The following is a 13,808-nucleotide window of genomic DNA, read 5'->3' on the forward strand; positions in this document are numbered from 1 at the left end:
ATGCTTTTTTCTCCCAAACTTAAATTCCTACAGAGGTTTCAAAATTAGTGTAATTATGAATACAAACCTCTGCACGCGCACGATCTTCTTCTGTTTGGAAACTAATAATTAGGATTCCATTAATATCCACTCGAGTTTCCAGGATTCGAATATTAGTAATGCTGATATCCTCTTTTGCTAAATATCCTGTAATCTCAGAAATTACACCTGGATAGTCAGGGATATCAACAAACAGATCGTAAAAAGATGGGATAGCTCCTTTTTCTTTTTGTGGCAATTCATCACGAAATTGCTTAGCACGATGAAAATAATGATAAATTTCATGTTCATTTTCTTCGGCAAGCATGTTAGTAACTTTCTGCATTTCTTTTTGCCAATCATCAAGAAGATGTAACATAACTTCTTTATTATGCAGTAAAATGTCTCTCCACATTTCAGGACTGCTAGATGCGATTCTTGTCACATCTCGAAAGCCTCCAGCTGCCAAACTTGGTACTAGCTTTTGCTTTGCACTTGTTTTCTCAGCTTGATGAACGAGAGAGGCTGCAATAATATGCGGAAAATGACTGATAACTCCTGTTAAATAATCATGTTCCTGTGGGGATAAGGTAATAAATCTTGCTTTTGTCCCAGAAAGCCAATTTTGCAGTTCCTGTAGCTTACTGTTTGAAATATGATCTTCAGGCGTAAAAATATAAAAGGCATTTTCAAAAAGGATCGATTTTGCAGCAGTTACACCGCTTTTGTGTGACCCAGCCATTGGATGCCCGCCAATAAAACTGATTCCCCTTTTCTTAAAAGCGTCAGCCAATTGAACGATTTCCTTTTTCGTACTGCCTGCATCTGAAATAATAACTTGATTCTTTAATGGAATATTTTCTAGGATTTTAAATATCTTTTCGGTTACTTTTACTGGAGTAGCAATTAAAATCAGGTCAGCATGTTCAGCAGCTTCTTCAATTGAAATGGCAATTTCATCAATCACCCCAAGCATCCTTCCAAGCTTTGTCTGTTCTTCGTTCGCATCAAAACCAACGACAACTGCATCCTTGTGAGTCTTTTTAATGCATAGTGCCAAGGATCCTCCAATTAATCCTAAACCTATAATAAGTACACGGCCTTTCAAGCGGCTCACCACCTTTATGATTGAGTTATCCATTGTAAAAGCACATTTACTGGCTAAATATATGGTAATTAGGGAAAAAAGCTTCAGAGGCTATAGCAGCCTCTGATTTCTAATAAATAATTGTTTTCTTATGAAATGATTGTCTTTTCAGCTAGTAATTCAGCCATAACCTGCATAACACCTTCATTTTGCTCCTTTGAACCAACTGTCACCCTCACACATGTAGGGAAACCAAGTGCCTTGCCTGAACGAACGATATATCCTCTTTCGAGCAAATATTGAAATACTTCGTTTCCGTCCTTGTTAAAATCAATGAGGATAAAGTTTGCTTGTGAGGGGTAATAGCTTAAGCCCTTCTCCTCACAAAATGCATAAAGTTGTTCCAGACCCTCACGGTTTTTTTGTCTGCAGAAATCAACATACTCCTTGTCTTCAAGAGCTGCAACTGCTGCTGCTTGGGCCATTGTATTAACATTAAAAGGTTCTCTTGCTGGTTCTAAAACTTTAATGATTTCAGGTTGGCTAATCCCGAATCCAACACGAAGGCTTGCAAGGCCATAAATTTTTGAGAATGTACGCAAGACGATCATATTTGGAAAACGATCCAGTAAATGTACCGAACTGCTATAGTCTTCAGCAACAGCATAGTCAAAATAGGCTTCATCAATGACAACGAGAATTTCATTCGGCACTTTCTCTAAGAATGAAACTAATCGATCTTCACCTATATATGTTCCTGTCGGATTATTTGGGTTACAAACCCACACTACTGAAGTTGACTCGTCTATAGCCTGCAGCATTCCATCTAGGTCATGTTCTCCGTTTATTTGAGGAATTTCCCTAACCTCTGCACCATCAATGACAGCGTTATGCTTATACTGCGAAAAGGTTTGTGTAGCCATTACTGTGTTAGTGCCTGGCTTTAAAAGAGCCCTTGAAATAATTTGGATGAGGTTATCAGCCCCATTGCCAAAAATAAATTGTGATGGGCTTAAATGGAAATAATCAGCAATCATTTCTCTTAAATTAGTAGCATTTCCGTCTGGATAAAAAGGAAATGATGCTGAAGAACAATTGATAGCAGCAATCACATTTTCAGAGCATCCGAACGGATTTTCATTGGATGCCAATTTTATAATTTTTTCCAAACCATACTGTCTTTTTACTTCATCGATTGGTTTCCCAGGCTGATAAGGAGATAAATGAAGCAACTGCTCTTTCCATTTCATAATGATTCACCTTTTCTTTTGAATGTCATTAAAAATCAATGTATAAAAGATTAATTTTAATACTATTCTGCAGTATTTAAATCAGGTCTTAATTTAATGGCGTCTCTTAAGTAAATATGACTAATATCTTTTTGTGAAATATTTGTATTCACATGCATCATGACACGGATACATTTTTCTAATGAGGAATCGACTGGAATCTCTCTCATACACATAACAGGGACATACTTCCAGCCCTCTATTAATCTCATTGCTTTGGCAGGGAATACTGCTGTGATATCCTCTGTCACTGAAATGAAGACAGATGCAACCATCTCAGCATCGATCGAATTTTCCTCAATCATCTTCCTCAGCAAAATCTCTGTAGCTTCAATAATTTCTTTTTCATTGTTTTCATTTATTGTAGTAGCTCCTCTTACGCCGCGTATCACATGCAACCCCTCCTTTATTTTTGAAAATATTCTAGCTGCTTGATCAATTCCGCTTCTGAAACCTCAAATAATTCGGGGTTACCGATTTCCTTTAATAGAACAAAGTTTACTTTTTGACCGATTGACTTTTTATCTTGTTTCATTCGCTCAATTAAATTTTGTATCGTCAGTGCTTTAGGTATTTTGGTTTCATAGCCTAGACGAGCGAGCCAATTTTTTAACGGCTCCATATTAAAGGATAAACCCGTTATGTTATCGCTTAGTTGCAATGCAAATAGCATGCCGATCAATATTGATTCCCCATGTGTCCATTTGCCGTAGCCCATTTCAGCTTCAATCGCATGGCCAAGCGTATGGCCAAAATTTAAGTAAGCACGGATTCCAGACTCTTTCTCATCCATAGAAACAAAATAGTTCTTAATTTCAATTCCCTTAACTAAAGCATATTGTAAATCCTCTCCACCAAGTTCATCTAGAGAATTTACATGAGTTAACAGCCAATCATAAAAGGACGGATCATGAATTAAGCTATGCTTTATGACTTCAGCAAAACCAGATCGTCTTTCTTTCAGCGGTAGCGATCGCAGAAAATGCAAATCATAGAATACAGCTTCCGGCTGATAAAAAGCGCCAATCATATTTTTTCCCAATGGATGATTGATAGCGACTTTCCCGCCAACTGCGCTATCATGAGCTAAGATTGTCGTTGGCACTTGGAGAAAAGGGATTCCTCGCATGAATGTCGAAGCTACAAATCCTCCAAGGTCTCCAATTGCTCCACCACCAAATGCAATCAGTATTGATTTTCTGTCCAGCTTTTTTTCTAACGCAAAACTTAATGACTGATAATATACATCAAAGGTTTTCGCTTTTTCTCCGCTTGGAACGATGCAGATTTCCGATTTGAAATTGGATATGGCAGCTTTCATGTCATCTAAATAAAGCTCTGCAACTGTTTCATCAGTCAAAACCATAATCGTTGTTAAGGAAGGGAATTTATCTTGAATAAATGAGCTTATTTGCTCGATAACCCCTGCGCCAACATATACAGGATATGTTTTCGAATTCGTTTCAATGGTTACCGCATCCATTAGAATTCCCTCGCAAACGCTCTCTGCTGATCAATAATTTCCTTTAATGTTTCAAACCGGTCCGAGTAGTATTGATCCACGATCGCTGCTGCTAATTCCCAGGCTATAACATTCTCTGCTACTACTGCTGCTGCAGGAACGGCACAGCTGTCAGACCTCTCAATGCTTGCTGCAAATGGCTCCTTCGTTTCAATATCCACACTTTGAAGCGGTTTATATAAAGTAGGAATAGGCTTCATGACTCCCCTTACTACAATCGGCATACCTGTTGACATTCCGCCTTCTAAGCCGCCTAAACGATTCGTTTTACGGTAATAGCCTTGTTCCTGGCTCCATGCAATTTCATCATGAACTTCGCTGCCTGGCTTACTTGCCGCTTCAAAGCCGATCCCAATCTCTACACCTTTAAAGGCATTGATGCTCATTATCCCGCTTGATAATTTAGCGTCAAGCTTACGATCATAGTGAACATAGCTGCCGACTCCTGGAGGCATGCCTTCAACGATGACTTCAACAATACCGCCAATAGAATCACCTTGCTCTTTTGCATCATCAATAGCTTTCATCATTTGCTGTGCTGCATCAGGATCTATGCAGCGAACTGGTGAGTCTTCTGAAATCTCCTTCAGCTTTTCAAGAGTTTCGTATTCTCTGACTGCGGATTTAATTCCGCCAATTTCTACAACATGAGAAGCGATATTTATTCCAAGCTCAGCTAATAGCTTCTTGGCAACTGCCCCTGCAGCCACCCTTACAGTCGTTTCTCTTGCTGAAGAGCGTTCAAGAACATTTCTCATGTCTCTATGTCCATATTTTAGAGCACCATTCAAATCAGCGTGCCCAGGGCGAGGACGAGTAATTTTTCTTTTTATCTCTTCTTCTTCTTCTGGAGCAATAGGATCTTGACCCATAATTTTCGTCCAGTGCTTCCAATCGTTATTTTCAACGACTAATGCAACTGGGGATCCTAAAGTGTATCCGTGCCTGACTCCCCCAGTAATTTGTACTGTATCCTTTTCAATTTGCATTCTTCTGCCTCGGCCATGTCCTTTTTGACGTCTAGCTAATTCTATATTTATATCAGAAGTAAGCAAAGGCAACCCCGCTGGCAGCCCCTCAATAATAGCGGTCAGCTGCGGTCCATGTGATTCACCTGAAGTCAAATATCTCAAAACTCTTTCCCCCTTCAACTCATTAAAGAATTATGTACCAATATAACATATCGGCAAAAATATGAATAGTAAAAATAGAAAATTCATTTAATTTTTTGCAAAAAAACAATAATTATTACGTACAATCCATTCAAGGAAGGCCGGCATTTTCAACACAAAAAAATATTAACTTCTAAAAGAAAGAAGCCTGCATCTAAACAGACTTCAGATCTTTATTTTTTTCTGTAGAAGAATGTATCCTCCGATTCAAAATCATATTTGCTAGGATTAAATATTTGCTCTGTGCTGCCAACAAAAAAAATGCCATCTGTTTTTAAAGCGTTGCTAAATTTATTATAAAGCGTATCCTTCGCCTCTTCCGTAAAATAAATGAGGACATTCCGGCACACAATGAGATCAAATGGTCCGCCAAATGGATCTGAAAGCAAATTTTGATTTCTAAAGGTTACAGTTTTTTTGATTTCATCTGACACTTTATAAAAGCTTCCGTCCTTCACAAAGTATTTCTTCTTCATATCTTCTGGGACTTCATTCAATGATCTTTCAGGGTATGTACCAATTTTTGCTCTCGCAATGACATTTTCATCAATATCTGTCGCCAATATTTGCACTTGGGATAATGACATAAAATTTGACATTACCATGGCTAACGTGTAAGGCTCTTCACCAGTGGAGCAAGCAGCACTCCATATTTTTAACCGTCTATTATTAGCCAGCAATTTAGGAAGTATTTTATTCTCTAGCACCTCCCACCTTTTTGAATTTCGATAAAATTCAGAAACGTTAATGGTCATTCTATCCAAAAATTCATTTAAAAGCTGATTATCCATTCTTATTGCTTCAAAAAACTCTTGAAAGGTCTTATATCCCTTTTTTTCATAAAGAGATAGGAGTCTCCTTTTCATTTGTGCTTCCTTATATAAAGATAGGTCAATTCCTGTTTTCTTCTTTATATTTACAATAAAGCTTTGATAATCACTAGACATTTGCCCTTCTCCCCTAAGCATATATTCATTCTATTCTCATATAAAGTAAGTATAGCTGAAAATTTGACAAAAAGGTCCAAAATTTGTTTCAAAAAGGGATTATAACAAAAAAAAGCACCCGCAATGTTTGCGAGCACTTTTTCCATTTAGTTAATCCACTCATTCATTAACTTTGAGTATTCTACAAGTTCTTCTTGTTTGAAGAATAAGCCAATTTCACGTTCTGCACTTTCAGGTGAATCAGAACCGTGAATAATATTTTTTCCTACAGTAGCTGCGAAATCACCACGGATTGTACCTGGTGCTGAATCTTTTGGATTAGTTGCTCCCATCATTTGACGAGCTGTTGCAATTACATTTTCGCCTTCCCATACCATTGCGAAAACAGGGCCAGAAGTGATGAAATCTACTAATTCTCCGAAGAAAGGACGCTCTTTGTGCTCACCATAATGCTGCTCAGCAAGTTCCTTAGAGATGCTCATAAGCTTTCCACCAACAAGTTGAAAACCTTTCTTTTCGAAACGAGCAACGATCTCACCAATTAAATTACGTTGAACGCCGTCAGGCTTAACCATTAAAAATGTTTTTTCCATAAATGTCAACTCCTAAAGCTATGTATAGTGAATTATCCTAATACGATAATCCACGAAAATATTAACATTGTTTTGAAGATAATACAAGGTCAATGGAGAAACATCGACCAAATCGTGATTAAAAACTTCTTTTGCCAATCACTTTCGCAATATCGATTAGTGTTTTCTTTGCACGATTTTGCGGGAGTTCTTTTAATATATCCAGTGCCTTATTTAAATATAAATCACTGACTTGAAGAGATCTTTCGATGGCGCCAGAGTTCTTAATGAGCGAAATGATTCTTTCCATATCACTTCGTTCTGTCGTTTCACGAACTTTAATAATCTCTTTTCGAATTTCTGCATCCTCCATGGCAAAAAAGACCGGTAAAGTAATATTGCCTTGATGAAGGTCATCTCCAGCTGGTTTCCCGAGCTCTTTTTCCGTGCCTGTAAAGTCAAGGACGTCATCAATAATCTGATAGGACATTCCAACATAATACCCAAAGCGATACAGCTTTTTGTGGACCTTTTCATCAACGTCAGCTGCAATTGCCCCAAGCTGGCAGCTTACAGCAATGAGTATCGCTGTCTTCCGCTTTATTCTTCGGAAGTAATCGCGAATATTTTGTTCAAAATTATATTTATCCTGAATCTGTTCAATCTCACCAATACAAAGTTCAACTAACGTGTTTGACAAAATCTGATGAGTAAATGGATTCTCAATATCTGTAATCAGTTCCAAAGCACGAGCAAAAATATAGTCCCCTGTGTACATGGCGACTTTATTATCCCATTTGGCTTTAATTGTTGGCTTTCCCCGTCTTAATTCTGCATCATCAATGACATCATCATGAACGAGGGAAGCCATGTGAATTAACTCAAGCGCAACAGCCACATTTTTTATTTTGTTAATGTCGTAAGCGCCAAACTTGCCAGCAAGCAAAACAAAAACGGGGCGGATTCTCTTTCCCCCAGCTTTTAATAAATGCAAGGATGCTTGGTGTAATAAAGGAGACTCCGCTTGAACTGTCTCTTCGAGTGTTTGCTCTATATTTTTTAAATCGGAATTTAGAAATGAATACATCATTTTTAACTTCATTTCCCATACTCACCCAGCTTAAAATCCTGTCTGCAGCTTCCATACATTAGAGGACGTACAAATCGAGCCAGAAGTTCTTCATTGGATCCGTCCGGACATTAATTTCTATGAAAAAAGCATTCAGAAAAAAGTTTTATTTTTCTTTACTTCCAATGTGCACCGCTGCAACTCCACCGCTGTACGGTTTATATGTTACTTTGACAAAACCAGCTTCTTCGAACATGTTTGCAAGCTCCTTCATACCAGGGAAATCGCGGGCTGATTCTTGTAACCATGAATACTCTTTATAGCTTTTTGCAAATATTTTTCCGAACATAGGCATGATAAAGCGGAAATAAAGGTAATATGCTTGTTTATAGCCAAACATCGTTGGCTGAGATGTTTCAAGGCAAACAGCCATACCACCAGGTTTAAGCACGCGGCGCATTTCCTTTAATACTTGCAAATAATCCGGCACATTTCGGAGTCCAAAGCCTATTGTCACATAATCAAAGGAGTGATCAGGGAATGGCAGTTCCATTGCATTGCCATGAACGAGCTTAACTTGCTTCAAATTCAGCTCTTTTACCTTTTGCTCACCGATTTTCAGCATGTTTTTGCTGAAATCAAGGCCTACCACTTCTCCCTCAGTTCCTACTGCCTCTGCCAAGCTAATAGTCCAATCAGCAGTTCCACAGCAAAGGTCTAATGCTTTGGAACCTTTTTGGACATTCATGCGTTTCATGGTGTCCTTACGCCATCTTAAATGCTGCTGAAAGCTAATGACGGAATTCATCTTGTCATAATTGTCATAGATCTTCTCAAAAACATGATGGACGCGCTCTTCTTTTGATTGTTGCATGCCTTCTAACCTTCCTCCACAAATATATTTTCTGCGGGCTGATGCTGACTAATGATTGCATATGCTCTTTGCTTCATCGGTTCATTCAGATTCGGGAGTTTGCTCATATATTTATCAATTAATTGCTTTGAGCTATTAAGATACCTGTCGCACGTGTGAATCAATAAGTGCTGCTGCTCTTCACATAGCTCGGTATTTTGATTTTTAGGTAGTAACAATTTTTTCAGTGCCTCAAAAACGATTGATGTCTCACCTTTTAAAAATCTCATCTTTTCCATCAACAATCTTTTTCTAAATAAAAGGTTAGAGGCAAATTCGTTCCAATTCGGATCCTCTATTAAATCAATTACCTTTTCAAATAATGAGGATTCAATCTTTTTTACACTTTCCATTAATATATCAACTGCTTCAACTGCTGTTTGATAAACAGAAATCTTATTTTCATTTACTTCTTTAATACCTGTAGCCAGCGATTTAATCAAGGGGATATCTTCAAGTTCGGCAAGAATCTTATAATATAAACCGCTATAATACACACCGGCGAGAACTGTTAGCTGCCTGTCTTTTAGTTGATCTGAGTCCAGCTCTTCATTCGTTACTAATTCATGTGTATCAAGCGCAATTTGAATCAGCATCGTTGTAATAGCAAAGTTTCTTAGCCTTTCTTCAGGAAGATTAACATGATCAAGAACCGTAACTAGAAGTAATAGCTTATCTTCATCTATATTTGGAGATTCTATGTATTTAAGTAAATAAGGGTGCCGTATCTTTTTTTCGATTTGCTCCTTAACAATTGCCATTTTCACATTCATGTCTAGCATGCGATCACCCTTGATTTCCTTAAGTTTTCTTCATCAGTGCGTTATTATCATTTTCTTCTTTTTTACATTTATTACACATATCTAATATCCATAAGGCAGGACAATTATATCACAACTTAGAATACCTTAATAGGAGATTTTCCGGAAAAACTAAAGTCTTACATATAAAAGCCTGCAAATGGATTAAAGTGAAACTTCATTTAATGGGGCGCTTTATCCCCGCTAAATGTTAGTTGAACCAATCGGGCCTTTACGGGCTGTTGATCCCCAAGTAGAATTTATTGTTTTAAACAACATTTTGAAGTGGGGATCTTACAGCTCGTTAATCTGCGATAAAGTTATTTTTTCGCTTCGCTGTCTATCTCACCATAAGATGTCAGGATTTTCGCGCTTCCTCTTATTTTAATGGCGGAAGTATGCTCTGTGAACTGAGCAATCATGACTTCACCTTGATCCAGTTTTTCCGAATGATGAAATCTAGTATCAGTTCCTCTTGTTAAACCTATGACATTGACACCGTCTTCCTTTGCCTTAATAACGATATAATCATTTCCATTGGGATTTTTCTTATCCATACTAACACCCTTTTAGCGATTATTTAAGCGTCAAGAAGAATTCTCTCATTCTTAGCTTAATGGATTAAAACTTGATTAAAGCTAAAACTTCAGCACGTGCTTTATCATCTTCTGAGAATGTACCTCTAACAGCAGTTGTAACTGTTTTGGAGCCCGGCTTTTTCACTCCGCGCATCGTCATGCACATATGTTCAGCTTCCACTACAACCATTACTCCATTTGGCTCAAGCTTCTCTAAAATCGCATCCGCCACTGTAGAAGTAATTCGTTCCTGAAGCTGTGGACGTTTCGCAACTGCCTCCACTGCCCTAGCCAATTTACTTAATCCTGCAACTCGGCCATTTCTAGGAATATATGCAACATGTGCTTTTCCGTAAAAAGGTACAAGGTGGTGCTCACAAAGTGAATAGAAAGGGATGTCCTTTACTAACACTAACTCTTCATGATCTTCGCTAAAAATGGTCTCGAAGTATTCTTTCGGATCCTGATTTAATCCTGCAAACACCTCTTCATACATTTTTGCTACTCGCTTTGGTGTATCTAATAATCCTTCACGGTTTGGATCTTCCCCGACTGCTTCTAATATTAAACGTACGGCATCTTCTATCTGCGCACGATTTACGTTCGACATCAAACTTCCCCCTCAGACAATCTTGCTTTCTTAAACTCCAATATTTCCATATTAGCATATTATTTTCATTACAAGCAAAAAGAAATGCAAGGGGGCATTGATATAAAAAAAACCGCGAATGATCGCGGTTTTTAACTTAGGCTTTGTTTAAGCACTTGTATGTACTTATTTAACAGCATCTTTCAATGCTTTTCCTGGTTTGAATGCAGGAACTTTGCTTGCAGCGATTTCGATTTCTTCGCCAGTTTGCGGGTTGCGTCCTTTACGGGCAGCACGCTCACGAACTTCAAAGTTTCCGAAACCAATTAATTGTACTTTATCACCAGCTTTTAAAGCATCTAGGATTGCATCAAATACTGCATCAACTGCTTTAGTAGCGTCCTTTTTAGAAAGTTCACTGCTCTCAGCAACTGCGTTAATTAGTTCTGTCTTGTTCATGGTTTCACCTCCTCCCAAAAATATAAATGGGTGACTTAAATTAGACATATTAAGCATTCTTACTTACATTTGTAAACAAAATTACTGAATTCTAAACGTTGTAACAAATTTTTGTTTAACATGTCTCATAATAAATTAAATGGATGAAGTTTTCAAACCATTTCTCCAAAAAACCTTTATTACTAAGGGTTTAGGATGTCACAACGGTAATTCTGTTAAAAGATTATCACAATCATTTCGTGTTATCAAGAATAATTCACGTTTTATTGGGAAAGTTTTCTTTTTACACCCATTTACCGCCTAATTTTTTGTTTATTTGTCATATTATATGAAAAAACAAAAAAAGACCCCGAGTGGAGTCTTATAAAATAATGGCTATTAAACCGCCTGATCCTTCATTTATAATTCTTTCTAGTGTCTCTTTTAATTTATATCTTGCATTTTCAGGCATCATCGAAAGCTTTGCCTGAATTCCTTCTCGAACAATCGAGCTAAGGCTGCGGCCAAAAATATCGGAATTCCAAATTGATAAAGGATCATCCTCGAAATCCTGCATTAAATAGCGAACGAGTTCTTCACTTTGCTTTTCTGTTCCAATGATTGGAGAAAACTCTGATTCTACATCAACCTTAATCATATGAATGGATGGAGCTACTGCTTTAAGTCTTACCCCAAACCGCGAGCCATGGCGTGTGATTTCCGGTTCATCAAGGCTCATGTCGGACAATGATGGGGCCGCAATCCCATAGCCAGTTTGTTTTACCATTTTCAATGCATCTGAAATTTGATCAAACTCCCTTTTGGCATGGGCAAAATCTTGCATTAATTCTAATAAATGATCTTTGCCGCGAATTTCTACTCCCACAATCTCTTTTAATACTTCATCATAAAGATCGTCTGGGGCATATAAGTCAATTTCTGCTACACCTTGACCCATTTCGATGCCTGCTAGTCCCGCCCGATCAATAAAATCAAAATCACTGAATTGATGGACGACCCTATCAACATCCCGTAATCTCTTAATATCTTTTACTGTTTCTTTTACAGCTTCCTGATAGCTTTCTCTTAGCCAATGATCCTCGCGAAGTACCATCACCCAGCTTGGGAGATTTACATTGACTTCAAGCACTGGGAACTCATACAGGGCTTCACGCATAACATTTAATACGTCTGATTCCCTCATGCCCTCCACACTCATAGCTAGCACAGGAATATCATACTTTTCAGAAAGCTGATTTCTTAGAGAATCTGTATTTGGATGATGAGGCTGTACACTATTAATAATCATAATGAAGGGTTTTCCAACCTCTTTTAATTCATTTATTACTCTTTCCTCTGCCTCCAAATAATTGCTGCGAGGTATTTCTCCAATTGTACCATCAGTAGTTATCACGACCCCAATGGTTGAATGCTCTTGAATGACTTTTCTAGTTCCAATTTCTGCCGCTTCATGGAACGGAATCGGCTCTTCATACCAAGGAGTATTAATCATTCTTGGGCCATTTTCGTCCTCATACCCTTTAGCACCAGGAACCGTATACCCTACACAATCAACTAATCGAATATTAACGTCCAGGCCTTCATCCACGTGGACAGAAGCTGCCTGATTGGGTACAAACTTAGGCTCAGTTGTCATAATTGTCTTTCCGGCTGCACTTTGAGGGAGTTCATCCTGGGTGCGAGCACGGTCAGCTTCATTACTCATGTTTGGCAAAACAACTAATTCCATAAATTTTTTTATGAAAGTTGATTTACCTGTACGTACAGCTCCTACTACTCCTAAATAGATATCGCCGCCAGTCCTTTCAGCAATATCTTTAAAAATATCTACCTTTTCCAAGTGATCCCCTCCCGAATCTGTGGGATAATATTATCCTATCAATTACGTTTGGACATTATATGTTTATGATGTTGTCCTATCTCGTTATGACAGTTTTTATAAAAAATTACCCCTTGAGATAACATTTTCCGCTTATTATGCTTTCTTATTTACATTTAATGTTAAAATAGCATTAAAAAAACCCTTCTCCTACAATATATTTTGCAGAAGAAGGGTTATGCCTATTTCGTTAAAAAGATTGGATTTTTTGTTTCCTCATCAATTGTATACGGTAAAGAATAAGCAGGAACAAATGCAGAATCTTTCGTAAGGATTTCCCTTACATCGTCCCCTTGCTTATAAGAAAACTCCTGTTTTTGCATGGCCTCATGAAGATCACTCGTGTAATCAACGTAAACCTCTGCTTCACCTGTAATCACAAATGGCAGATTTCTTCCACTATAAGGACTCAATGCTACCGGGCTTTCTTTATAGCCAAGCTTAGTAAAATCCAAAGTAAAAACATTTTTTGCAAGCTGTTCTTTATAAGGAGGGTACTTCTGTGATTTCATTCTTAACTTAATATCCCGAATGGTTTCAGCCATTCTTAAATCAAAAATTTTGACCTTTGGCTCTGTTTCTGCATCTATTAGAACATATTGAAAAACCCCTCCAGATTCGTACGCATTACCAGGCGACTCTGCCATAAATTGAGGTATAAGCTTTTTGAAATCAATAGGGTACTTTTGATATATTGGGGTTGATTCATCTTTAGTTTTAATAGGCAAAAGTCCGTTATTTGCTTCTTTATAAGAATTGACAGCTGTTTGTACAGAGTTAATCTGATCTTCATAAGGAATTTTATTTTGTGCTAATTGTTCTTTTGGATACATGCATCCGGATAATAGCGGTATAAATAACAGCAAACAACCGAGCAGCTGTAAACCTTTTTTCATTTATATCAATCCCTTTAG

15 protein-coding genes are annotated in these 13,808 nt (G+C 37.7%); all 15 read right to left on the reverse strand.

Annotation, left to right across the window (positions count from 1 at the left end):
• Window positions 1–19: 19 nt before the first annotated feature.
• The 15 genes from V7122_RS15745 to V7122_RS15815 all read right to left on the reverse strand — a co-directional run bounded on the left by V7122_RS15745 (window position 20) and on the right by V7122_RS15815 (window position 13,790).
• Window positions 20–1,126: a prephenate dehydrogenase gene (locus V7122_RS15745; RefSeq protein WP_335354257.1), complete on the reverse strand. Its 1,107-nt coding sequence runs from the start codon at window positions 1,124–1,126 to the stop codon at window positions 20–22.
• 128 nt (window positions 1,127–1,254) lie between these two features.
• Window positions 1,255–2,355, reverse strand: coding sequence for a histidinol-phosphate transaminase (hisC, locus tag V7122_RS15750; RefSeq protein ID WP_335347516.1), 1,101 nt, complete (start codon window positions 2,353–2,355; stop codon window positions 1,255–1,257).
• A 62-nt stretch (window positions 2,356–2,417) separates the two neighbouring features.
• Entirely contained in the window at window positions 2,418–2,786 is a 369-nt protein-coding gene (gene aroH, locus V7122_RS15755) for a chorismate mutase (RefSeq protein ID WP_335527514.1), read from the reverse strand.
• A 14-nt stretch (window positions 2,787–2,800) separates the two neighbouring features.
• The gene (gene aroB, locus V7122_RS15760; RefSeq protein WP_335347514.1) at window positions 2,801–3,877 is read right to left on the reverse strand and encodes a 3-dehydroquinate synthase; all 1,077 of its coding nucleotides are present in this window, start codon (window positions 3,875–3,877) and stop codon (window positions 2,801–2,803) included.
• Window positions 3,877–5,049, reverse strand: a complete 1,173-nt coding sequence (gene aroC / locus V7122_RS15765) for a chorismate synthase (protein WP_335347513.1) — start codon at window positions 5,047–5,049, stop codon at window positions 3,877–3,879. The genes aroB and aroC overlap by 1 nt, the downstream gene beginning before the upstream one ends.
• Before the next feature lie 212 nt (window positions 5,050–5,261).
• A complete protein-coding gene (locus V7122_RS15770) occupies window positions 5,262–6,035 on the reverse strand; it encodes a CheR family methyltransferase (protein ID WP_335488608.1) in 774 nt (257 codons plus the stop codon).
• A gap of 146 nt (window positions 6,036–6,181) precedes the next feature.
• Window positions 6,182–6,628 (reverse strand): nucleoside-diphosphate kinase, encoded by a 447-nt coding sequence (gene ndk / locus V7122_RS15775; protein WP_335347511.1) that lies wholly within the window; start codon window positions 6,626–6,628, stop codon window positions 6,182–6,184.
• Window positions 6,629–6,746: 118 nt separating this feature from the next.
• Complete coding sequence (gene hepT / locus V7122_RS15780) at window positions 6,747–7,709, reverse strand: heptaprenyl diphosphate synthase component II (protein WP_335347510.1); 963 nt, start codon at window positions 7,707–7,709, stop codon at window positions 6,747–6,749.
• A 133-nt stretch (window positions 7,710–7,842) separates the two neighbouring features.
• Window positions 7,843–8,550: a demethylmenaquinone methyltransferase gene (locus V7122_RS15785; RefSeq protein ID WP_335347509.1), complete on the reverse strand. Its 708-nt coding sequence runs from the start codon at window positions 8,548–8,550 to the stop codon at window positions 7,843–7,845.
• A gap of 5 nt (window positions 8,551–8,555) precedes the next feature.
• Window positions 8,556–9,371 carry a heptaprenyl diphosphate synthase component 1 gene (locus V7122_RS15790; protein WP_335354254.1) on the reverse strand — a complete coding sequence of 272 codons (816 nt, stop codon included), beginning with the start codon at window positions 9,369–9,371 and terminating at the stop codon, window positions 8,556–8,558.
• Between the two features lie 338 nt (window positions 9,372–9,709).
• Window positions 9,710–9,946, reverse strand: coding sequence for a trp RNA-binding attenuation protein MtrB (gene mtrB / locus V7122_RS15795; RefSeq protein WP_335347293.1), 237 nt, complete (start codon window positions 9,944–9,946; stop codon window positions 9,710–9,712).
• A 64-nt stretch (window positions 9,947–10,010) separates the two neighbouring features.
• On the reverse strand, window positions 10,011–10,577 hold the full coding sequence (folE, locus tag V7122_RS15800) for a GTP cyclohydrolase I FolE (protein WP_335347294.1): 567 nt from the start codon (window positions 10,575–10,577) through the stop codon (window positions 10,011–10,013).
• A 165-nt stretch (window positions 10,578–10,742) separates the two neighbouring features.
• Window positions 10,743–11,015 (reverse strand): HU family DNA-binding protein, encoded by a 273-nt coding sequence (locus V7122_RS15805; RefSeq protein WP_066294243.1) that lies wholly within the window; start codon window positions 11,013–11,015, stop codon window positions 10,743–10,745.
• 361 nt (window positions 11,016–11,376) lie between these two features.
• Window positions 11,377–12,855 (reverse strand): stage IV sporulation protein A, encoded by a 1,479-nt coding sequence (gene spoIVA, locus V7122_RS15810; RefSeq protein ID WP_335527519.1) that lies wholly within the window; start codon window positions 12,853–12,855, stop codon window positions 11,377–11,379.
• 221 nt (window positions 12,856–13,076) lie between these two features.
• Window positions 13,077–13,790 carry a hypothetical protein gene (locus V7122_RS15815; protein WP_335347296.1) on the reverse strand — a complete coding sequence of 238 codons (714 nt, stop codon included), beginning with the start codon at window positions 13,788–13,790 and terminating at the stop codon, window positions 13,077–13,079.
• Window positions 13,791–13,808 lie beyond the last annotated feature (18 nt).

Source organism: Bacillus sp. JJ1532 (assembly GCF_036965085.1).
Classification (GTDB): domain Bacteria; phylum Bacillota; class Bacilli; order Bacillales; family Cytobacillaceae; genus Cytobacillus.

Coding starts and splice junctions, on each gene's coding strand:
- mtrB (WP_335347293.1), bottom strand. CDS start 9,946: ATGGATAAGAAAAATCCCAATGGAAATGATTATATCGTTATTAAGGCA.
- V7122_RS15785 (WP_335347509.1), bottom strand. CDS start 8,550: ATGCAACAATCAAAAGAAGAGCGCGTCCATCATGTTTTTGAGAAGATC.
- hisC (WP_335347516.1), bottom strand. CDS start 2,355: ATGAAATGGAAAGAGCAGTTGCTTCATTTATCTCCTTATCAGCCTGGG.
- folE (WP_335347294.1), bottom strand. CDS start 10,577: ATGTCGAACGTAAATCGTGCGCAGATAGAAGATGCCGTACGTTTAATA.
- V7122_RS15815 (WP_335347296.1), bottom strand. CDS start 13,790: ATGAAAAAAGGTTTACAGCTGCTCGGTTGTTTGCTGTTATTTATACCG.
- V7122_RS15790 (WP_335354254.1), bottom strand. CDS start 9,371: ATGCTAGACATGAATGTGAAAATGGCAATTGTTAAGGAGCAAATCGAA.
- hepT (WP_335347510.1), bottom strand. CDS start 7,709: ATGAAGTTAAAAATGATGTATTCATTTCTAAATTCCGATTTAAAAAAT.
- aroB (WP_335347514.1), bottom strand. CDS start 3,877: ATGGATGCGGTAACCATTGAAACGAATTCGAAAACATATCCTGTATAT.
- V7122_RS15770 (WP_335488608.1), bottom strand. CDS start 6,035: ATGTCTAGTGATTATCAAAGCTTTATTGTAAATATAAAGAAGAAAACA.
- V7122_RS15805 (WP_066294243.1), bottom strand. CDS start 11,015: ATGAACAAGACAGAACTAATTAACGCAGTTGCTGAGAGCAGTGAACTT.
- ndk (WP_335347511.1), bottom strand. CDS start 6,628: ATGGAAAAAACATTTTTAATGGTTAAGCCTGACGGCGTTCAACGTAAT.